The organism is Gardnerella sp. DNF00109, assembly GCF_049262845.1.
In the GTDB taxonomy this organism is placed as follows: Bacteria; Actinomycetota; Actinomycetes; order Actinomycetales; family Bifidobacteriaceae; genus Bifidobacterium; species Bifidobacterium vaginale.
This window is the reverse complement of record NZ_CP058406.1, coordinates 410,767-430,705: the sequence shown is the minus strand read 5'-3', so window position 1 is coordinate 430,705 and position 19,939 is coordinate 410,767. Positions and strand designations below refer to the sequence as shown.

17 protein-coding genes are annotated in these 19,939 nt (G+C 39.8%); 2 read left to right on the top strand and 15 right to left on the bottom strand.

Going from position 1 to position 19,939, the window contains the following annotated elements:
* Positions 1–21: 21 nt before the first annotated feature.
* The 5 genes from HXT20_RS01610 to mraZ are packed head-to-tail and all read right to left on the bottom strand — an operon-like array spanning position 22 to position 5,866.
* Positions 22–1,266, bottom strand: coding sequence for a hypothetical protein (locus HXT20_RS01610; protein ID WP_004112287.1), 1,245 nt, complete (start codon positions 1,264–1,266; stop codon positions 22–24).
* Between the two features lie 28 nt (positions 1,267–1,294).
* Entirely contained in the window at positions 1,295–3,388 is a 2,094-nt protein-coding gene (locus HXT20_RS01605; protein WP_004112286.1) for a peptidoglycan D,D-transpeptidase FtsI family protein, read from the bottom strand.
* Complete coding sequence (locus HXT20_RS01600) at positions 3,388–4,020, bottom strand: hypothetical protein (protein WP_004112281.1); 633 nt, start codon at positions 4,018–4,020, stop codon at positions 3,388–3,390. Before HXT20_RS01600 ends, HXT20_RS01605 begins: the two co-directional genes overlap by 1 nt.
* Positions 4,020–5,081 carry a 16S rRNA (cytosine(1402)-N(4))-methyltransferase RsmH gene (gene rsmH, locus HXT20_RS01595; protein ID WP_004112279.1) on the bottom strand — a complete coding sequence of 354 codons (1,062 nt, stop codon included), beginning with the start codon at positions 5,079–5,081 and terminating at the stop codon, positions 4,020–4,022. Before rsmH ends, HXT20_RS01600 begins: the two co-directional genes overlap by 1 nt.
* Before the next feature lie 11 nt (positions 5,082–5,092).
* Positions 5,093–5,866 carry a division/cell wall cluster transcriptional repressor MraZ gene (gene mraZ, locus HXT20_RS01590; RefSeq protein ID WP_101887885.1) on the bottom strand — a complete coding sequence of 258 codons (774 nt, stop codon included), beginning with the start codon at positions 5,864–5,866 and terminating at the stop codon, positions 5,093–5,095.
* Between the two features lie 229 nt (positions 5,867–6,095).
* On the opposite strand from mraZ, the gene HXT20_RS01585 reads away from it, so the two are divergent.
* Positions 6,096–8,372, top strand: coding sequence for a HelD family protein (locus HXT20_RS01585; protein WP_101887886.1), 2,277 nt, complete (start codon positions 6,096–6,098; stop codon positions 8,370–8,372).
* A 74-nt stretch (positions 8,373–8,446) separates the two neighbouring features.
* Here HXT20_RS01585 and nrdR read toward each other — a convergent pair whose 3' ends face one another.
* From nrdR to HXT20_RS01570, 3 genes are read right to left on the bottom strand one after another with little or no spacing between them, the layout of a single operon-like run.
* On the bottom strand, positions 8,447–8,896 hold the full coding sequence (gene nrdR, locus HXT20_RS01580; RefSeq protein ID WP_004116911.1) for a transcriptional regulator NrdR: 450 nt from the start codon (positions 8,894–8,896) through the stop codon (positions 8,447–8,449).
* Positions 8,897–8,949: 53 nt separating this feature from the next.
* Positions 8,950–9,141: a hypothetical protein gene (locus HXT20_RS01575; protein WP_004112270.1), complete on the bottom strand. Its 192-nt coding sequence runs from the start codon at positions 9,139–9,141 to the stop codon at positions 8,950–8,952.
* A 45-nt stretch (positions 9,142–9,186) separates the two neighbouring features.
* Positions 9,187–9,555: a LysM peptidoglycan-binding domain-containing protein gene (locus HXT20_RS01570; protein WP_004112269.1), complete on the bottom strand. Its 369-nt coding sequence runs from the start codon at positions 9,553–9,555 to the stop codon at positions 9,187–9,189.
* Positions 9,556–9,726: 171 nt separating this feature from the next.
* Between HXT20_RS01570 and lexA the strand changes: the two genes are divergently transcribed.
* Complete coding sequence (lexA, locus tag HXT20_RS01565; protein ID WP_004112267.1) at positions 9,727–10,446, top strand: transcriptional repressor LexA; 720 nt, start codon at positions 9,727–9,729, stop codon at positions 10,444–10,446.
* 169 nt (positions 10,447–10,615) lie between these two features.
* On the opposite strand, the gene HXT20_RS01560 is transcribed toward lexA, so the two are convergent.
* The 7 genes from HXT20_RS01560 to HXT20_RS01530 all read right to left on the bottom strand — a co-directional run bounded on the left by HXT20_RS01560 (position 10,616) and on the right by HXT20_RS01530 (position 19,842).
* Positions 10,616–11,095 carry a GreA/GreB family elongation factor gene (locus tag HXT20_RS01560; RefSeq protein ID WP_004112265.1) on the bottom strand — a complete coding sequence of 160 codons (480 nt, stop codon included), beginning with the start codon at positions 11,093–11,095 and terminating at the stop codon, positions 10,616–10,618.
* Positions 11,096–11,161: 66 nt separating this feature from the next.
* A complete protein-coding gene (locus HXT20_RS01555) occupies positions 11,162–11,569 on the bottom strand; it encodes an FKBP-type peptidyl-prolyl cis-trans isomerase (protein ID WP_004115707.1) in 408 nt (135 codons plus the stop codon).
* A 235-nt stretch (positions 11,570–11,804) separates the two neighbouring features.
* Positions 11,805–13,289 carry an L-serine ammonia-lyase gene (locus HXT20_RS01550; protein ID WP_004112260.1) on the bottom strand — a complete coding sequence of 495 codons (1,485 nt, stop codon included), beginning with the start codon at positions 13,287–13,289 and terminating at the stop codon, positions 11,805–11,807.
* Positions 13,290–13,434: 145 nt separating this feature from the next.
* Positions 13,435–16,236 (bottom strand): HAD-IC family P-type ATPase, encoded by a 2,802-nt coding sequence (locus tag HXT20_RS01545; RefSeq protein ID WP_410309167.1) that lies wholly within the window; start codon positions 16,234–16,236, stop codon positions 13,435–13,437.
* The gene (locus tag HXT20_RS01540; protein ID WP_004112257.1) at positions 16,223–16,957 is read right to left on the bottom strand and encodes a hypothetical protein; all 735 of its coding nucleotides are present in this window, start codon (positions 16,955–16,957) and stop codon (positions 16,223–16,225) included. Before HXT20_RS01540 ends, HXT20_RS01545 begins: the two co-directional genes overlap by 14 nt.
* Positions 16,958–17,003: 46 nt before the next feature.
* Complete coding sequence (locus HXT20_RS01535) at positions 17,004–18,116, bottom strand: LacI family DNA-binding transcriptional regulator (protein WP_004575042.1); 1,113 nt, start codon at positions 18,114–18,116, stop codon at positions 17,004–17,006.
* 94 nt (positions 18,117–18,210) lie between these two features.
* Positions 18,211–19,842 carry a glycoside hydrolase family 31 protein gene (locus HXT20_RS01530; protein ID WP_020760919.1) on the bottom strand — a complete coding sequence of 544 codons (1,632 nt, stop codon included), beginning with the start codon at positions 19,840–19,842 and terminating at the stop codon, positions 18,211–18,213.
* Between the last annotated feature and the right edge of the window lie 97 nt (positions 19,843–19,939).

Sequence of the window (19,939 nt, the reverse complement as noted above, 5' to 3'; positions counted from 1 at the left end):
TGAACACTACTTTAATTAACACTACTTTAATTCATGAGACACTCGTAACGCGCTTTTAATAGTTCCTCTTCTAACTCCAGCTGCAAGAACCATCGCTATTGAAAGAGAAAGATGTTTGTGAACATCCTTGCCACCAATCTGATCTGCTAAAGCAGCTAACTCATCTGATTCACGGGAACGCATAACGCAATAAGATCTTTCATGACTTACAAACCCATAACGTTGTTGAAGAGTATAAAAACTTATTACTGGTCGCGCGGACTTCATACTTTCTTCATCTATAGCGGAATCATCATTTTGATTTTTGATAAAACTATTTTCGTAATGTTTATCAGATTTATTAGCAGAAGTTCTATAAGAAGAAATATCAGATACGCTATCGGATTCACTATGAGATTCACTATCGGAATTAAGTGATTCGACTTTTTGCTGCGATTTTGAATTCTGATTTAATGTAGTATCAGAATCATACTTCTTTTTATTATATGAATGATTATCTGCATTATCATCTGCATGACTTGCATGATTTGCATGACTATCAAATTTTGAAGTATTAGAGTAAGGATCAGAATAAGAAGAGTCGCTTGCATATAAGTCAAGGCTTCCAGCCATTGCTAAAGCATTATTGCTTTCAACTCCAAGGACATCAACGTTAACAGACTGCAATGCATCTTTACTAAGAGTTGCAGAATTTAATGCTATTACAACAGCTGCAGCGCCATCTTCTACACACACAGACAAGTTATGCTGTATATCAATTATTCCCATAGGATACTCTAAATCTAACTCTCTTTGAAGAGAGCTAGACCCAGCTGCACTAATAATACCAACTGGATTGCCGAGCATATGAAGAAAATCAGCCAAACGTATAACATTTGCGTAAATCTCATCATCACTATCTCCTGCAACTGCAAAAGTTGCTATAAAAGATGACGGATCGCAATTAACATCACAAGCTAGCTTACCGAGAGTTATTGGATTATTAGAAGATACCAGCAGAGGAATGCCTACACTCATTGCTTCAGATCTAAACTCTGGAGGAACCATTGCAGCATACGCTCCAGCATCTCTAGCAGCCTCTAATTGTCTCTTATCTACTCGAGATGAAGGAACAAAAAGACAACCTGGTTTAACACTTCTAACATCACAAGCTAATGATGTAATAGTCACACCAGATGCAAAGGAAGGAATTACCTCAAAACCATACTGTTCAGCAGCAAAACCAAGCGTCACTCTGGTTCTGGAAAATTCATCAACAGCATTCATACTCGCACTCGCCCTTATTTGTTGTATATCACCATTCTACAGCAATAGGGTTGCTACGAGGAGTAGAAACTGGAACATCATACTTTTGCATCAAGAATTCTCCAATTGCTTTCAAAAGAGGTGCTGCTGCAACAACGCCGAAAGTTCCCTGAGGATTACTTAATGCCACTGTAATAGCAAATCGTGGATTATCCACAGGAATGACTCCAGCACAATCTGCAACGATAGAACTTAATCCTCCACCGAATCCCGCTACTTCTGCAGTACCACTCTTAGCAGCAACACGGTATCCATTAATTGATATAAAGTTCTTGTAAGATTCCGCTGTGCTTTCCATAGCATTCAACATTTGCGATGCTACATGTTCATCCAAAACGCGAGTTGCCTGAGGTCTCTTGTGCTCTGAAACACGTCCATGAGGATCTATTACAGATTTGATTATTGACTGTTGGAGCCTTACACCCTTGTTCGCAATAGTCGCAATAGCATTAGTAATTTGCAAAGCGTTAGTGGCATAACCCTGACCAAACAAAACAGTGTTTTGCTTACGACCATCCCATGCTTGTACGCTTGGAAGAAGACCAGGAGATTCACCTTGTAAACCTAAACCAGTATATTGCCCAATTCCAAACTTAGACAAAAACTCATAACGCTTGTTATTAGGATATTTTTCGCCAGCTAAAATCATGCCAACATTAGAAGATTCCTTTAAAATTCCAGCTAATGTTAAACGTTCAATACCATGACTGTGAGAATCATGGAAAACCTGACCTTGTTTGTCTATTGTCCCTGGAACTGAGAATTTGTCGCTGAGTTGACGCGCACCAGATTGAACCATTCCAGCCATGGCAAACACTTTGCCTATAGAACCTGGCTCAAAGATCTGGCTAACCGCTTTAGAAACAGATGCTCTAGCAGCTGAAGAACCAGCTTTAATATCGTCAGTATCTTCTAACGCAAGAATCTCACCAGTGCGAATATCCTGAACAACAGCAATTCCCCATCCAGCTTTGTACTGCTTCATTCCGTCAAGAAGAACTTTTTTAACGTACCAATCTACATCGCTGTCAATGGTTAACTTTATGTCATTACCATTTACAGCATCTTTATATTCGCTAACAGTGCCAGGAATTTTCTCATTTCCAACATTGTTTCCCTGATACTTTTGATATCCATCTGTACCAGTTAAAACTTTATCTTGCGAAAGCTCTAATCCAGATTCACCTATTTCGCCTCTTCTACCCTTTGCCTCTGGTCTAGAGCTTTCTTCGGCATCTTTGACAGAACCAATTAGGGCACCCAAAATAGGACCACTTGAATACACTCGTTCACTACTGTTTTCTGCATAAACACAACCAGAAAGGTTGAGTTTGTCAATTGCACGCTTAACAGAAGGCTTCACATTCCTCTTGATAACTGCGTAACGACCCAATCCAGAAATCTTTCCGCCGATTTCAACAGAGCTCATATGAAGAATTGGAGCTAAAAGACGTGCCACCGCCACGGCACCAGTACCTTCAACATCCTTACCATTAATCGAATGACAATTACCAGCAGTTTGTTTTGTGCAAGGAGTAGGTTTAAACGCCTGCGCATTCATAGGATCAGCAATTATATTGTATCTTTCAACACTTTGAGCAAGAACTGAACCGTTTGTATCTAAAATACGACCTCTTCTAGCAAGAATTGGTTTTGTCCTAATACGTTCTGCTTGAGCCGCCTGAGCAGTAGAACGAGCATTAATAAGCTGTATAAAACTAAGTTTTACTATTGCACATGTTGCAACAAACGCAAAAATAATTGCAACAATTACGCACTTCTTTGCAAAAACTGTGCTATTCATCGCAGCAGTCTTATTAGCAGCAGACCGATTATAGGATCCGTAAGCCTCATAAGAATTCGCATTGTATGTGCTGGCCTTTTTAAACCTTGTAAATTGCGATTTTCTTTTAATCAGCTTCAGTAAGCTAAAAACGCGACTAATACCATCTTTTAGAGACTTACTGGTTTTTGAAAATCCACTGGAATTGCTTGTTCTATTAACTTTGTCTTTAATAGAATTAACAACTCCATTAACTTTGCCTGAATATTTGGCGAAACGTTGCTTGATTTGGCGGCTCATCAATGTTTCTCCTTATCCTTTGGTTTTTGTTGTTTAGATTGTTGTTTAGATTGTTGTGAATCATGCGCCTGCTGTTTGGGCTGCGACTTTTGATTCTTAGAACTAGCCTGTGTTTGAGCTTTCTTAGCATCAAGCATTGCTTTTTCAGCTTTCTTTTTATTTGCATAATCGCTTAAATCAACGGTTATTGCACCTTGCTGCGGAACCATTCCCATCGTTTGCGCTTTTGCTGGAAGATCCGCCTCTAAAGTATCTAATTTTGTTTGCGCTGTTTCTACATCTTGACGAAGCCTAGAAATACTCGATTGTGTAGCAGCCTGTTCAAAAGATATTTCTGCCATTTTTGTGCGCAACAATAGAGATGTTGTAGGAGTGATTACTAAGAACAAAACAACGATAATCACATTAAAAAGAGGCGCTTTACGAGTATTGCTCCACTCTATAACCTTATGCAAGCGGTTCATTACTGTGTAAGATCTGCGGTCTGATGCGCTAAATACCAATGGAAGGGATTTTAGAACACGATTTTTCCTTGAATCTCCAACAACTTTTTCTTTTACACGACCTGCAGGAGCTGCTGTTGCAGTAACAGTAGACAATCCAGGAGCACGGTTTTTTAATGGTTTAATCATTAGAACCTACCCCCTTTTTTATGTGCAAATCGTATAGTCGAAGAATTAGATGATTCTTCAATACCTCTAGAAATAGATTCAAATTCCTTAATCCAACGTTCTGGAATATCTCGAATCAGTTCCACTGCACGCAAGCGAACAGACGAAGACCTAGTATTATTTGCTATTTCTTCCTTAGATGCTTTTACAGCTCCTCTAGTTAGCGCCTTAAAGAAAGGCTGTGCATCTGCTGGAACAATAGGCATATTCGCTGGAACATCTACTTCTAAGCCATTGTTCATGAATCTTTTAACCGCAATATCTTCTAGCGAATGATAAGATTCAACAACAATCCTGCCACCTTGATTTAAACGCAGAGCCAACTTTGGTAGTGTCCTAGCAAGTTTGTCTAATTCTCCATTAACCTCAATGCGAAGAGCTTGGAAAACTCTCTTAGCTGGGTTTCCTGGAGCACGATGAAAACGAGGAATGACGTTATCAACTAATTCAACCAGCTGACCAGATGTGGTAATCGGAGTCTCTTCACGAACTTGAACAATTTTGCGAGCTATTGGACCAGAAAAACGCTCTTGACCATATTCTCGGAAAATATTCGCAAGCTTATGCGAATCATAAGTCGCGAGAATAGTCGCAGCTGTTATGCTTTGTGTAGTGTCCATTCTCATATCTAATGCAGTGTTGTGAGAATATGAGAATCCTCTATCTTCTTCGTCTATTTGCAAGCTAGAAAGTCCCAAATCCATAAATGCTGCATCAATATGGTAGATTGCTAAATCTTCAAGAACTTTGTCAACTTCATCAAATGCTGCATGTACTGGAATAAAACGTTCGTCTAATCCTTCTTCACGCATTCTTTTCGTAGCCAGCTCAAGAGCTTCGCCATCTCTGTCTATGCCTACAAGCGTTGCAAGAGGAGCAGCTTTAAGAAAAGCTGTTGCATGACCAGCAAGACCCAGCGTGCAATCCACAACAACAGAATTCTTGTGGTTTAACGCTGGAGATACTAGATTTACACAATCGTCGAGCAATACTGGTGCGTGTATTGTAGATAAGTCCTTCATCGGATCACCTTTCATTGGATCACCGCCGGAAGAACATCATCTGCAATATCTGCATAATCTTGCTCACGATCTGCAAGGTATTTGTTCCAAGCAGACTTATTCCATATTTCTGCGCGAGTGCCAACACCAATTACAACAATCTCGTCTCCAAGATTTGCGTAATCTCTTAACATTGGTGGAACTACTATGCGTCCCTGCTTATCTGGTTCTTGATCTACAGCGCCAGAAAGAAACACTCGCAAATAGTCTCTTGCAGACTTATTGCTCATAGATGTGCGCTGAATCTGCGTTGTAATACGTTGAAACTCTTGCATTGGCAGTACGTATACGCAACGTTCCTGACCGCGCGCCATAACAAAACCATTCCCTAATTGAGATCTAAATTTCGCTGGTAAAGCTACACGACCTTTTCCATCAATTTTTGGAGCATATGTACCAAGAAGAATTGGGGTTTGATTCTGCTGCTGATTCTGATTGCTTATGCCATTACCACGAGAATCTTCATTATTCGGTAAAGGAGTGGAATTAAAAGCCGAATATGGAGCCTGGCTAATGGATTGCGCAAAAGGAATCTGCTGCATTGGCGGAATCTGCTGTGGCTGATACATCTGTGGCATCACATAATAAGGCTGAGCGTACGCTTGAGGATTTTGCATTGGCATATGCATTTCCTGAGCATTAGCTTGAGCAATATTTTGAGAATCACTGTCAGAGAGATTTTGAGCATGCATAAAGGAGGAATTGGCTTTATTCTGCGCATTATCATCCGCATTATTACGAGCCATAACTCCACCTCCTTTTCAACATGCAATATGCCACTTGCACATCGTTCACCATTTTACCCCATTCCTCACCAAAAATCCCCACTTTTTATAAAAAAATAATATTTTTTTTCATAAAAGTGCCACTTTATGCATTCGTCGCAAAAACTTTCTTAGAAAATACCGTGTATAAGCCTCGAGATATACTTAAACGCCTAGTTTTTAGCTCAACATTTAAGAAGAACGGACACAAATGTCTACGTACTCCTCACAACTTAGCGAAGAACAACAAGCAGTTGATTGCGCTTACGGACGCTTAGATGACTTGCGCTCTACAGTTCGTACAAGACTTGACGCTGTACGAGCTGCAGGATCACACGGGTCGCCTACTCAGCGCACCGAACGTGATTCATTTGCAACAATGTATGAGGATCGGTTAACTCAACTTAGAGCCGTAGAAGACAGGCTTGTGTTTGGAAGACTGGACGATCGCGAAGGAACAAGACACTACATAGGTAGGATTGGTCTACTCAGTGAAAATCACGATCCTATTCTTACAGATTGGCGAGCAGAAGCTGCGCGACCATTCTATGAGGCGACGCCACGTCACCATGGAAACATCGTTATGCGTAGGCATATAACTCTTAAATTCCGCGAAGTTGTTGGAGTTGAAGACGAGATTCTTGATATTCATGCAGACGAGGTAAACAAGGCTTCTAAGCAGGGAACTCTAACAGGCGAAGGTGCTTTACTAGCTTCACTAGGTTCTCGTAGAACTGGAAAAATGACGGATATTGTTGCAACTATTCAAGCTGAACAAGACCGCATTATTCGCGCTCCTCTTGACCATACTATTGTTGTACAAGGTGGACCTGGTACTGGCAAAACCGCCGTAGCATTGCACAGGGCAGCATATCTTCTTTATACACATCGTAGAAAACTTGAAAAATCAGGCGTTCTGATTGTAGGACCAAGCTCGGCATTCTTAAGATATATAGATCAAGTTTTGCCTTCTTTGGGTGAAACTGGTGTTGTAAGTAGAACAATTTCTGATTTGATCCCAAATGTTCATGCTGTTGCAGAAGATACTCCACATGCGGCAAAGCTTAAGGGAATGTATCGCATGAAAAACGTTATTCAGAACGCTGTTTGTGCAAGAATACGTGTTCCTAAAGATTTACCAACGCTACGCATAAACGGGTTTGCTGTACAACTCAAAAAAGAGGATATTGAGCTTGCACAATCAGATGCTCAACGAACACACCAACCTCATAATCAGGCTCGCAAAACTTTCGTAAAGTCAGTTATAAGTTCACTTAGAAATAGATACCTGGAACAGTTAGATTATACTCCTTCGCAGTCTGAAATATCCGATATTACATCGCAGCTTCGTATGGAAGAGAAACTTAAGATTACTCTGAATCTTGCTTGGCTCCCTATGACTGCCACGTGGCTTATTGACCAGCTGTTTTCTAAACCTGAACAACTTCGCATATATGCTCCTTGGTTAAGTGAAGACGATATTTGTGTATTAACTAGACCAAAAGGTAGTCCTCTAACTCGCTCTGATATACCGCTTCTTGATGAGGCTATGGAGCTTCTAGGTGCAGATCCAAAAGTTGAGGCACAAAATGCTGCAAATGCTCGCAAAAAGCTCGAAGAGCAGCAATACGCTTCTGAAACACTTGCTCAAAATGGCATTGGAAATGGAATCGTCACCGCAGATATGCTCATAGAGAACATTCAAGGTGACGATACAAGCATGGTAGCCAATCTTGCTGCGTCAGATAGAGAGTGGACTTATGGTCATGTGGTCGTAGATGAAGCTCAAGAGCTTACAGCAATGGATTGGCGAATGCTAATCCGTCGCTGCCCTTCTAGATCATTTACAATCGTTGGTGATGTTGCTCAAACATCTGCTTTAGGTGGAACGCATCATTGGCAAAAGAATATGAGCTCACTGTTTGGAGATGCAAACTGGGATCTTTACGAGTTGACCATTAATTATCGTAACCCTAAAGAAGTTTCAGATGCTGCAGGAAAAGTGGCAAACAACTCTGGATTGTACATTTCCACAGTTAATGCTGTACGATCTGTTCCTGATTCTCTTGTTACCCATACACTTAAGCATCAAGATGAACTAGATAGAACACTTTCAAAATATTGCATTGATTTGTTTAAAGAATTCGTATCAGAAGATGGAAGTGGTCGCGTAGCGATAATAGTTCCTAATGAACTATTAGACCATACTGATAAAATCGTTAAAGATACTCTTCGTAAAAATCTTTCCGATAAAGAATACAATCGTATACTTCAACAGAATTCAGACGATAGTCAGATTAGCGTTTGCACGCCTGAAGACGTTAAAGGATTAGAATACGATGCCGTAATTCTGATGCAACCTTCTAAAATAGAACAAGAAGCAGCATCTATGCTTACAGCAGCAGCAAATCTGTACGTTGCTATGACAAGACCAACACAGCGATTAGTCATCTTGCGCACACAAGATGATGCTGATTTTTCAAAATAAACACAAAAACACTAAACCCGAATAACCTAGTACATTGTTTGACCTATTGAAATATATGGGTCAAACAAGAAGGGTTATTGCTTACTCTTTTTAAGATCCTCAATGGCTTGTTCAAAATCCTTCAAGCCAGCGAAGTTCTGATATACACTAGCAAAACGAAGATAAGCTACCTCATCCAGTTCTCGCAATGGTTTCAATATTGCTTTTCCAACTTCTTCAGATGTAACTTGCGCTAATCCGCGAGCACGCAAATCAGCTTCAACTTCCATTCCCAACGTCTTTAAAGCTTCAGAGTCTATAGGTCTACCCTGACAAGCTTTTCCTACACCAGCAACCACCTTTGCTCGGTCGAATGGCTCAATTGAACCAGATCGTTTCATAACAAGCAGTTGAGTAGTTTCAACTGTCGTAAAGCGGTTGCCACACATCTGGCATTCACGTCTGCGACGAATCGAATATCCATCTTCACTAATTCGCGTATCGATAACCTTAGTATCGGAATTCTTACAAAAAGGACAATGCATACATCTAGCATACTAAAAATTATTAAAATATGTTATATATGCTTTAATATTTGTTATATAAATAAATCGATTTTTTCATATTTTTGTCCATATTCTTGATAAATTTTACCAATAAATACCTGAATTGATGGATATAAAACCATATCTGCAATTACTCGTACCCTTGTTTCATATATCGACGAAGCCATAAATACAACATTGTTATGATCTTCATCATACGAGTCACATTCGCAAATCCAATCCATATAAACCTCCATATTTTAACTATCGAATAAAATTATCTACATTGATTAATCATATATAAACGGCACTTTTATAGACTGACCTACTTCTAAATCTGCTGAATCTAAATTATTAATTTGCATGAGATAATCTACAGAATCAGAAATATTACTGTCTTTGTTTGTTATAGTTTTTGCATAACTCCATAAAGTATCTCCAGGACGAACAGTGTATGTTACAAAAGATTTTGACACTGCAGAAACTGCTGGCTTTGGAGTAAAAATAATCCATGCAAAACACACTAAAGCAACAAAAACAATAAATCTAATAAAAGATTTACTATACTTATTTCGCTTTAAACAAGTTTTATCTACGCAAGTACCGTTGTTCGCAAACTGACTATATAAAGCACCAGTTGCTTTTGATCTCTTATGCATAATTACCCTTTCTCACAAATTTAAATCAATATAAATCCATATGAACATTTGTTCTATCGAACAGGTGTATCAATCTTGACACATCTGTTCTAAAGATGCAACGGCGTGTCGAACATATGTTTGATTTTTTTGCAAGTTTGTCATAGAATAAAATCATCGAAAGGAGACACCATGAATATCAACACAAACGAGATTAGTGATTCCGCGGCGCACAACACAGAACCGCTAACAGATCGTCAGCGCAAAATCATGGATGCCATACAAAATTGCCTTGAAGAACATGGATTTCCTCCATCATTTAGAGAAATAGGCGAAGCTGTAGGCTTAAGAAGTCCTTCTTCCGTAAAACATCAATTGCGAGCCTTAGAAATGAAAGGACTAATAAGAATAAGCGCCAATAAAGGGCGTGCCATTGAGGTTATTGGAGATTTCTTAAAGAAAAATAAGGAGAAAGCTCATACACTGATTACAAAATCAGCAGTAGATGTAAGCATATACAACAACGACTCATTGATTCACTCACACGACGTACCACTTGTTGGGAGAATTGCAGCTGGAACACCTATAACAGCAGAGCAACACGTTGAAGATGTTATGAGATTGCCAGAAAGACTTACTGGAAGCGGAAATCTATTTATGCTAGAAGTGCATGGAGATTCAATGATCGATGCAGCAATCTGCGATGGAGATTACGTTGTTGTACGAGAACAAAATGAAGCAACAAATGGAGATATAGTTGCCGCACTGCTAGATAATGAGGCTACTGTAAAAACGTTTAGAAAAGACAATGGTCACGTCTGGCTTATGCCACACAATCCAGCGTATTCACCTATAGATGGATCACACGCAAAAATAATGGGTAAAGTTGTTACTATCTTAAGAAAAATTTAACGTTTTAAGCAGAACTAGAACTAAATTTCTAGCAAACGCAAAACATTACAAATACTCTCTCAATATGTAAAACAAACAATAAAAAAAAATCGCTGTGATTAGCAGCTATAAGAGCTTTAAAATCACAGCGATTAAAAAAAAAATGAACTTTCCTGTCACATAAAATTTATTATGCAAGAGGATGAGAATCCTTGATAGTTACAGAAATCTCACGACCATTTGGAGCAGAATAGCTAACAGTATCACCTGCTTTAGCGCCCATTATTGCAGCACCAATTGGAGATTCTGGACTAATAACATCGTAATCTGTAGCAACAGCAATATCGCGAGAGCCAAGTACATAAGTCATTTCTCGGCCAGCAAGCTCCAAGGTTACAAGAGAGCCATTCCCAACACTGCCAGCTTCTGGAGCTTCGAGAATCTTAGCATTACGAAGCTTAACAATAAGCTCGTTAATACGACCCTCATTCTTGCCCTGCTCCTCACGAGCAGCTTGATAACCACCATTTTCAGACAAATCGCCCTCAGCTCGCGCAGCAGCAATACGTTCAGTAATTTCATCACGATACTCGCCTTCGCGATGAGCCAATTCTTCCTTGAGCTTATCGTAAGCTTCCTTAGTCAACAAAATCGTTTTTTCTTCAGCCATTTTGTAATCTCCTTAATAAAGAACAAAGAATAAAACAGCAAATTAAAAATCAACCACACGCAATATTCATCGCGTAGAAATAATATCAATCACAAACACAAGAGTGTCTGAACCACTAATTCCAGCCTGAGGAACTCCACGAGAACCATAACCATACTCAGGCGGAATAGAAACAAGAAGCCTAGAGCCAACATTATGACCTGGAACAGTACGATCCCACCCCTGAATCACCTGACCAACGCCAATGCCAAAACTTGCTGGCCTATGACGATCAAAGCTAGAATCAAACGGCTTATCCGCACCCCAAACAACACCATGATAATTAACAGTCACAGTATCTCCAGCGCGAACTAAAGGACCATTACCTTCTACTAACTCAACAACCTTAAGCCCCGCTGGCGGCTCAGACGCTGGGAACGTCACCGTTGGCGTAGTACCAAATTCCGCAACGACTTCTGGCATATCCTGTGCCATATTGCCCTCCTTTATAATCTTTTCCAATCCCTTACAGCCATATGTAAATGCTTAAAACATTTGCAAAAATCAACTAATGTTTAATAGCATTATCCAAAAACTTCAAACATTATAACAGTTCTGTAATCTTATAGCGTGATTTAGATTAGCACTCAACCGCTACCTATGCCAATAATATAAAGTTAAATCCTAATCTAATCCAAAATTTAATTTAGGATTCAATCTAACATTCAATCTAACATTCAACAACGTTTACGGCGAGTCCACCTTTAGATGTTTCCCTGTACTTAGACATCATATCTTGACCAGTTTCCTTCATTGTTTTAATCGCATTATCAAGGCTAACAATATGCGAACCATCACCTAGCAGAGCAATTCTCACAGCATTAATCGCCGTATTAGCAGCCATAGCATTGCGCTCAATGCAAGGAATCTGCACCAAACCGCCAACAGGATCACAAGTCAAACCAAGATGATGCTCAATACCAATTTCCGCAGCATTTTCAACCTGTTCAGGAGTGCCGCCAAGCACCTCACATAATCCAGCAGCAGCCATAGAACACGCGGAACCAACTTCTCCCTGGCATCCAACTTCTGCACCAGAAATCGAAGCATTGCGTTTAAACAGGTATCCAACAGCGCCAGAAGCAAGAAGGAATCTTACAATTCCATCTTCACTAGCACTATCTACAAACCGCCAATAATATTGCAAAACAGCTGGAATAATTCCGGCAGAACCATTAGTAGGAGCCGTAACAATACGACCACCACCAGCATTCTCCTCACTCACAGCAAGTGCAAAAAGATTAACCCACGCAGAATCGGAGCTTTCTAAAGCTGAATCAGCCCTACGATGATTCTGACGAAGCATATCTGAATTAGCAGCAAGACGAGCATACATATTGGGAGCACGCCTAGGAACATCAAGTCCTCCAGGGAGAATCTCCTGTTTAGAATTACAACCATTTTCCACACACTTGCTCATAACCTTCCACACATGTAGCAAATAGGAGCGAACGTAATGCGCATCTCCCTCATGCAAAGCAAGCTCATTTTGCCAAACAATATCACTTATATTCTTATGTTCTTTTTTGCAAATTGAAATAAGCTCTTTACAAGTCGAGAAAGGATAAGGAACAGTTGAATCATTGGAAGAATTTACGGAAGAATCGCCATTTACAGAATTATTTGTCGAGTCAGACTTAGAATCATCAACATTATTCGCATCGTCTAAAACGCGATCATGCAACCCAACCATTGCATCATTCGCGTTACCTTTGCGAATAAAACCACCTCCAATTGAATACCAAACTTGCTCGTCAACAGTATTACCTTGAGAATCAAAAGCCACAAACCTCATGCCATTAGGGTGTGCAACCATGCGCTTCCACTTTTCAAAAATCACGTCTGAATCGTAATCAAATTCAATAGTATGACTATGAGCAAGAGTCAAAGTACCAGTTTTCTTACAATATTCGCGAATAGTCATCATGTGTTCTGTATCAACATCGTCAGGTAAATTACCCTCCAAACCTGCAACAGAAGCACGATCCGTGCCATGACCTAAACCTGTAAGAGACAAAGAACCGTACAATGTAACATGAACTCGCGCAACATTATTAAGCTTTCCACTTTCCTTCAAAGAAGTAACAAAAGCGTTCGCAGCGCGCATAGGACCAACAGTATGAGAAGAACTAGGTCCTACACCAATCGAAAACATTTCTAAAATACTGAACACATATACATTGTAAGCATAATTTCAAAGTCACGACACGCAGCGATTCGATATACGTTGCGTTCAACATAAAAATAAAATGCACTACAAAACCCAAAAACCAACTAAAGTTGATAAAAGCTAATAAAAGCTAATCAGCATCTTCATCCATAGAAATATCTGCAGCAGAAATATCAGAAGAATGACTGTTGTCTAACCAACTTACGATTAGTCTGCTAAATAAGTGTAAAAGCATCCACACAACAAAAGCAAACATTACTGCACAAATCATAACAAACATATCGTTCCCATTAGTTGGAATGTGCAAATCAAAGAAATGAGCGACAAACGGTATAAACACACCCACAACACCAGCCAGCGCAAAGCACAACACCATTATTCCACGCCAAGAAAAAATAGGTTTAGAAACAGTAGCTAAAACCACTACACCAAGCGCAAAAACAACAACCGAACAAATACTACGAGTCACATCCAAAGACTTGGCTGCACCAACAATGAGCTTGGAAGCACTCACACCAGAAGCATCTAAACCACGCACCAACATCATAGGAGCAAAAACAGCCGTAACCAACACAGATATAGCAACAGCCACACCATTAGGAAGAGCAAAACGCACAACACGATGCAAAAACCCTGGAATATAACGTCTTGAATTAGGAGCCAAAGCCAGCAAAAACGCTGGAATACCAATTGTTAACGAGCCAATATAAGTTATGTGACGAGGCAAATACGGGAAGTGAAGACCAAGAAGAACAACACCAGCCGAAATAAGTGCAGAATACACAGTTTTAACAAGGAACAATCCTGCAACACGCTCCATATTTGCCATAACCTGACGACCCCTAGCAACCACGTCTGGAAGATGCGAAAAACACGAATCAACAAGCACAACTTGAGCCACAGCCTTAGCTGCAGGAGCAGCATTCCCCATAGCTACACCCAAATCCGCTTCTTTAAGCGCAAGAGTATCGTTAACACCATCGCCAGTCATAGCAACAACATGACCCTTAGCATGCAGAGCCTGAACAATTGCCTTTTTTTGATCTGGCAAAACACGACCAAGAACATCAACATTCTCAAGCACCTGAGAAAGCTGATTAACATCTTTAGGAAGATTCCTAGCATCCATAGCAACAGGCTTAGAATCGCCGGTTAATCCAACTTTTTCAGCCACTGCAGCAACTGTTATAGGATTATCGCCAGAAATAACACGGCATCTAACTCCCTGTTTCCTAAACCATGCGAGCGTTTGTCTAGCATCCGAACGAATTTTCTCCGAACAGCGAACCAAGGCAACAGGACGCGCATTAGAAGAAATAGTAGGAGAATCAGAAAAAGTAGAATCACATGAATCGCTGTCATCTAAAGCAAGGAGAAGCACACGCTCACCTTTTTGAGCATATTCGTTTACACTATGCAAAATACGATCAAACTGCTCATGCGAGCGCATATTAGAATAGTTAGAATCAGAATTGCCGTCAGAACAATCACGAAACTCACGGATCGCACTAACCAAAACTTCTGGAGCACCCATGTACCAAGTTTCAAAACTACCATCTTTATGCTTGTAATTAATAGCACTCCATTTTCTAGAAGACGAGAACGGAAGACGATTATTTATTACGCAGCCAGAGGATACACCCTGATTTTCAACATTTTTATCATTAAGACCTTTGCTAAAGGTATCTTTGCTACCAAGACCTTCCATAATTGCTATACCAGTAGCATTTGGATTTTCTTCATTAGATAAATCAAATAAAGCTTGATTTACAAAACCGCGCAAACCATCATTCAAGTCGAAAGCATCCGCGCTGCTCTGCTTTGCAACATCACTTAAATTGTCATCAAGCAAATCCACGCCTACAAATGCGATTCCACCATCCGTAATAGTGCCAGTTTTATCCAAATTCAAACAATCCACTCGCGCCAAAGTTTCCACAGATTCTAGCTCTTGTATCAGAGTCTTTTTTCGAGCGAGGCGCATAGCAGCAACAGCAAAATTAAGCGAAGTTAAAAGCACAAGACCTTCTGGAATCATGCCAACAACACCAGCGACAGCAGAAACCACGGCACTACGCCAATTGCCAGTCTGCCACGCAAGCGCAAAACCACCAACCTTACTAATCTGAGACCATACAAGCAAAGCGCAAAGAGGCACAACAACAATCGTCATCCACTTTAAAATCGTGTTAATTCCGCGGCTCAAATCCGAAATTGTTTTAGTGTAAACCTTTGCTTGAGCAGCCAATCTAGCAGCATAACTGTTGCCACCCACAGCCGTAACACGAGTCAAAGCAACACCAGAAACAGCGGTAGAGCCAGAATATACACGATCCTCTGCAGCCTTACGTACAGTTGCAGATTCGCCCGTAAGCATTGACTCATCCATCTCCAGACCCCAAGATTCAAGCACTTGCACGTCTGCAGGAACCTGGTCTCCAGCACGAACCCATAACAAATCACCAAGCACAATATCGCAATGGTTTATAAAAACGTTCTTTCCGCCTCGTCGCACAATCGACCGCGAAGCCACAAGAATCGAAAGCCTATCAAGCGTGTGTTTTGCACGCAACTCAGTAACAACGCCAATACCAGTGTTAATCAAAATAACAAAACCAAAAACGGCATCTTTCCAAGATCCAGTAGCGAGAACAACCACCATTGCTACAAAGATAATCGCGTTAAAAAGTGTAAACACGTTTGCGCGCACAATAGAAAGCACAGACCTAGATGTTCGATTAGTCGTAATGTTAACGTCGCCATTTTCCACAGCATAAGAAACTTCATCTGCATTTAAACCAGATTCGTTAACTTTTGGCAAATCAGGCAAATCAGACATGTCACTTATGTCACACAAATTATTCAAATCACGCATCTGCAGCCTCCGCGAAGTCTCTGGCAAATCTTTCTTAATTACGCTAGTTCTTGTCATTTATAATCACATCCCTGCTGTGAGGCGTATTATCTATTAAGGATTGAACGATTTTTAGAAGAGATGAATGTTGAATTTTTCCCGATTTATCTACATTCGACTTATTATCCCTATTAAACTCAAACAAAGCTTGATTGTCTAAATCCTTGAAAATATACAATTTTGCAGCATACAAAGTTGAATCCTTTGGAGGATTTTTAGGATTCACAAGAGCTACTGGTATTCCAGCAAAACGAGCATATTTAAGCGCATCAATCCAAGATTCACGAGCCTTTGAATCTACATGCGCTCCACCAGCATTGCTTTTAACACCTAAATCTGTAGAATCTGAAGCATCAATATTGATGTTGTTAATCAATATCATAGAAACAGGCTGCTCGGAAGCAGACTTAATCGCATCCCTTGCAGCCTCATTAGCGTTCTTAACATCCGACACAGAAGCATAAGCTGCACTCAAACCAGATTTTTCGCATAAATGAAGAAGCTTGGAATCAAGAGATGCGGATTTTGACCCAACTATAAGTAGCTTGATATCTTCTACGTCAATGCCATCGTGAACTATGTCGTCTGCCTTACCCGTATCCCCAACCGCGTGATTATTAGGCTCACACCCACTCAAAGACGCTAGCGCCAATAGAGAAATCGACGCAGCTGCGCATAAACATGTCACGCGTTTAAGTTTATTCATAAGCACGTGCTTTGTTTTGCGCATAAGAGACATAATACTTTTATATCACAAATTGCATATGAAATACTTAAAAGGCGTATTACCATGATGTAACAGTCGTTGCTCTCCTATGTATATTAGATGGAGCTACAAGTATCTCACGATTAGTGCGATTAGAAATAATCTTATTTTGTTTAAATTCAGAATGCTGTTGATTGGATTCACTATCTAGTCTCTGAAGTACTAGTTGAATCGCAGTTTTTGCAACTTCTCTTGGAACAGTTGAAATATTAGTAATAGGCGTTGGGAAACTCTCTGCATAATCATCAGAACAATGTACGATAACCGATAAATCTTTCCCAGGCTGAATATTTCGTTCTTTCAAATACCATAACAACCACTGAGCCACACTAGGCTGACGAACAATAATACCAAGTCTATCATCTTTGTACTTCAATAATCTGTCAGCGCATTCAACAAAACCTGTCCAGTCTGGAGATTTTCTTGGGATTATAGAATACGGAATATTAAGCTTTTCACATTCTTGACGTATGGCCATATGGAACTCGTGAATAAAGAACATGTTTTCAGGCTCTTCAAAGTCTATAGAGTACGGGTTACTCACAGGCTCCCCTATTACAGCAATATGATGATGATTTGTCTCATATAGTTCATCAACTGCCATGCGTCCTGCAATACGAGCATCTAAATCTACGACATCCAAGCCCTGCGCATTTCTAGGTCTTCCAATTAGCACTGTTGGCTGAGTCAATTGGCAAACTACTGGTATACGAGGATCATTAGTCTCAATATCCATAAGGATAAAAGCATCACAAAGTGTCTTATTAGCTAATCTTTGTATACTCTTTGAATCATGTGCAGTTGTGTTAAGAATAACATCATATCCATGTTCTTCAGCATAACGAACTATGGTATCTATGTAAGGAGTAGTTTCATTTGCATCTTTATTGCTACGCATCTCTGCAAATAGTGCAATAATGTTCGTCTTAGATGTTCGAAGAATGCGAGCGCCAGCGTTAGGATGATAGTTAAGTGTGCGCATTGCATTGAGTACACGGTTACGTGTTTCAGGAGCAATCCCGTTTTTATCATTAATAACAAACGAAACAGTTGTTTGCGAAACTCCAGCTAAAGTCGCTACATCTTTACTTGTAGGAGCTTTGTAGGCAAATCCGTCTTGTGAAATTCTCATTGCATTACAACCTATCGCTAAGCAATTACAACCTTTGTACTACTTGCCATCAATCCCAAAATATACAGAATATATAGTATATACAAAATATACTCTACATTTTTTTTGTGAATATTGGAATTCGATCCAACGGCGTATCAACAATGATAGTAGTTGGTCCATCAAAAATAATTTTATCATCACTTTCCCAACTTCCATCAGGAATATAAACAGAACGCTGTTTTTGATATTTATGAAGAGCTGGAGCCACTATAATTCTGTCTCCAAGTAAGAATTGATCAATTATATCTTCACAATGATCGTAGTGGTAAGACATTGGTCGTACTATTGGCTCACCAGTATTAGCAGCATTTAATGCAAACTTTTGTATCGTCGGCAAATGTGCTTCTCTCGTTCTTATAGCACAAATTAGAGCTTTCATATGCTCTTTATCTAAAACACGGTGAGGTAAAGTAGAGAATTGCATCATAGGACATAATGCTGCAATCTGTGCATACCGAATAAAGAAATCTTGATCTATACTATTAGCATTTTGCATAGATTCAATTTCGCCTCCACCAATCATATCTGGACATGTGAATGCGTGACCAATAAGACCTTGAGCTATTATTTCTGGAATAAGCGATTGTAGACCTTCAACCCCCCACGATTGTGGCTTATCTCGTAAGCGCTGCGCTAAAGGCTGACCACCCATTTTCCAACATGCTCTAAACTCGTTGTAAGAGTAGCGCAACCCGAATTTCGCCCATCGCTCACAAAATTCTGCAGACGTCATTGATTCGTATGAAATGTCATCGTTATGACACTCATAAAAATCACCACCATCGAATTTAAACCCATCAACACCTATTTGTCTAAGAGCATCAAGCTTCTCTTCTAACCAAGAGATTGCTTTTGGATGCGACAAATCCAAAACAGCACTCAAGCCATTCCACCATCGTCGTATTGCTGTTTCCCCATTTACACTTCTCAATAAAAGATTTTCTTTTTCCAAATAACGGAAATTTTCAGAATCAGGACTAATGAAAGGCACTAGCCAAAGCATTACACGAAAGCCTTGTTCGTGCAATGAGTCAATCATTTTACGAGGTTTTGGGAAACGCGAAATATCAAATGTCCAATCACCATAATCAGGTGACCATTTGTCATCAATCATAATGATTCCAGATGGCATTCCTAATTCAAGAATCTGACGCGCATAATTTTCTACTTTATTTTGCGTTGGAGCATAAGGCATTTCGATCCAAGTATTATATTGCGGCTTATCAATAAGATCTGCAGGTATACTTCTACCGCTTGGTGGAAAATATTTATTGCAAGCATACTTATAAGCATCAGATAATTTATCCCCAACTTTGGTAAACGTTAGAGATGATGAATGTTCTATCGATAGAGTTCTATCTGCGAATGTAAATTTGAAAGGTTCTTTGCACCATACATATCGTCCACACGTAGATATTAGTAGCGGAGAAGATTGATTTGAGGCTTCAGGAACTTCTCTTAGTTTTTGAGTCCATTCAGACAAATCTCTTGTAAATACTTGTTTCCCAAATGGTTCATATATCCCATCAATTACTGTTCCACCCCACCAGCGCTCCCCTTCGAGCAACCTAATTGTGGTTACAAATTTATCAGCTATGTTTGAAGCCATGTTTGAAACTACATTTGTTTTTGTTGTCTCTGCTGTATTTAGCACATCCGTTGTGCGACTAATTTCCACGTTCATCTTGCATCCTAAAAAATATTATCTGTATACATTCAATTATTACTAATACGTATTATTACTATAATATTAATAATGGATATTGTCTAATATATATAAA

Excerpts from the sequence above, each read along its gene's own strand:
- HXT20_RS01540 (WP_004112257.1), bottom strand. The coding sequence starts at position 16,957 with ATGTCTCTTATGCGCAAAACAAAGCACGTGCTTATGAATAAACTTAAA.
- HXT20_RS01530 (WP_020760919.1), bottom strand. The coding sequence starts at position 19,842 with ATGAACGTGGAAATTAGTCGCACAACGGATGTGCTAAATACAGCAGAG.
- HXT20_RS01545 (WP_410309167.1), bottom strand. The coding sequence starts at position 16,236 with ATGACAAGAACTAGCGTAATTAAGAAAGATTTGCCAGAGACTTCGCGG.
- HXT20_RS01610 (WP_004112287.1), bottom strand. The coding sequence starts at position 1,266 with ATGAATGCTGTTGATGAATTTTCCAGAACCAGAGTGACGCTTGGTTTT.
- lexA (WP_004112267.1), top strand. The coding sequence starts at position 9,727 with ATGAATATCAACACAAACGAGATTAGTGATTCCGCGGCGCACAACACA.
- mraZ (WP_101887885.1), bottom strand. The coding sequence starts at position 5,866 with ATGGCTCGTAATAATGCGGATGATAATGCGCAGAATAAAGCCAATTCC.
- rsmH (WP_004112279.1), bottom strand. The coding sequence starts at position 5,081 with ATGAAGGACTTATCTACAATACACGCACCAGTATTGCTCGACGATTGT.
- HXT20_RS01555 (WP_004115707.1), bottom strand. The coding sequence starts at position 11,569 with ATGGCACAGGATATGCCAGAAGTCGTTGCGGAATTTGGTACTACGCCA.
- HXT20_RS01585 (WP_101887886.1), top strand. The coding sequence starts at position 6,096 with ATGTCTACGTACTCCTCACAACTTAGCGAAGAACAACAAGCAGTTGAT.
- HXT20_RS01560 (WP_004112265.1), bottom strand. The coding sequence starts at position 11,095 with ATGGCTGAAGAAAAAACGATTTTGTTGACTAAGGAAGCTTACGATAAG.
- HXT20_RS01535 (WP_004575042.1), bottom strand. The coding sequence starts at position 18,116 with ATGAGAATTTCACAAGACGGATTTGCCTACAAAGCTCCTACAAGTAAA.
- nrdR (WP_004116911.1), bottom strand. The coding sequence starts at position 8,896 with ATGCATTGTCCTTTTTGTAAGAATTCCGATACTAAGGTTATCGATACG.
- HXT20_RS01605 (WP_004112286.1), bottom strand. The coding sequence starts at position 3,388 with ATGAGCCGCCAAATCAAGCAACGTTTCGCCAAATATTCAGGCAAAGTT.
- HXT20_RS01550 (WP_004112260.1), bottom strand. The coding sequence starts at position 13,289 with ATGTTTTCGATTGGTGTAGGACCTAGTTCTTCTCATACTGTTGGTCCT.
- HXT20_RS01600 (WP_004112281.1), bottom strand. The coding sequence starts at position 4,020 with ATGATTAAACCATTAAAAAACCGTGCTCCTGGATTGTCTACTGTTACT.
- HXT20_RS01570 (WP_004112269.1), bottom strand. The coding sequence starts at position 9,555 with ATGCATAAGAGATCAAAAGCAACTGGTGCTTTATATAGTCAGTTTGCG.
- HXT20_RS01575 (WP_004112270.1), bottom strand. The coding sequence starts at position 9,141 with ATGGATTGGATTTGCGAATGTGACTCGTATGATGAAGATCATAACAAT.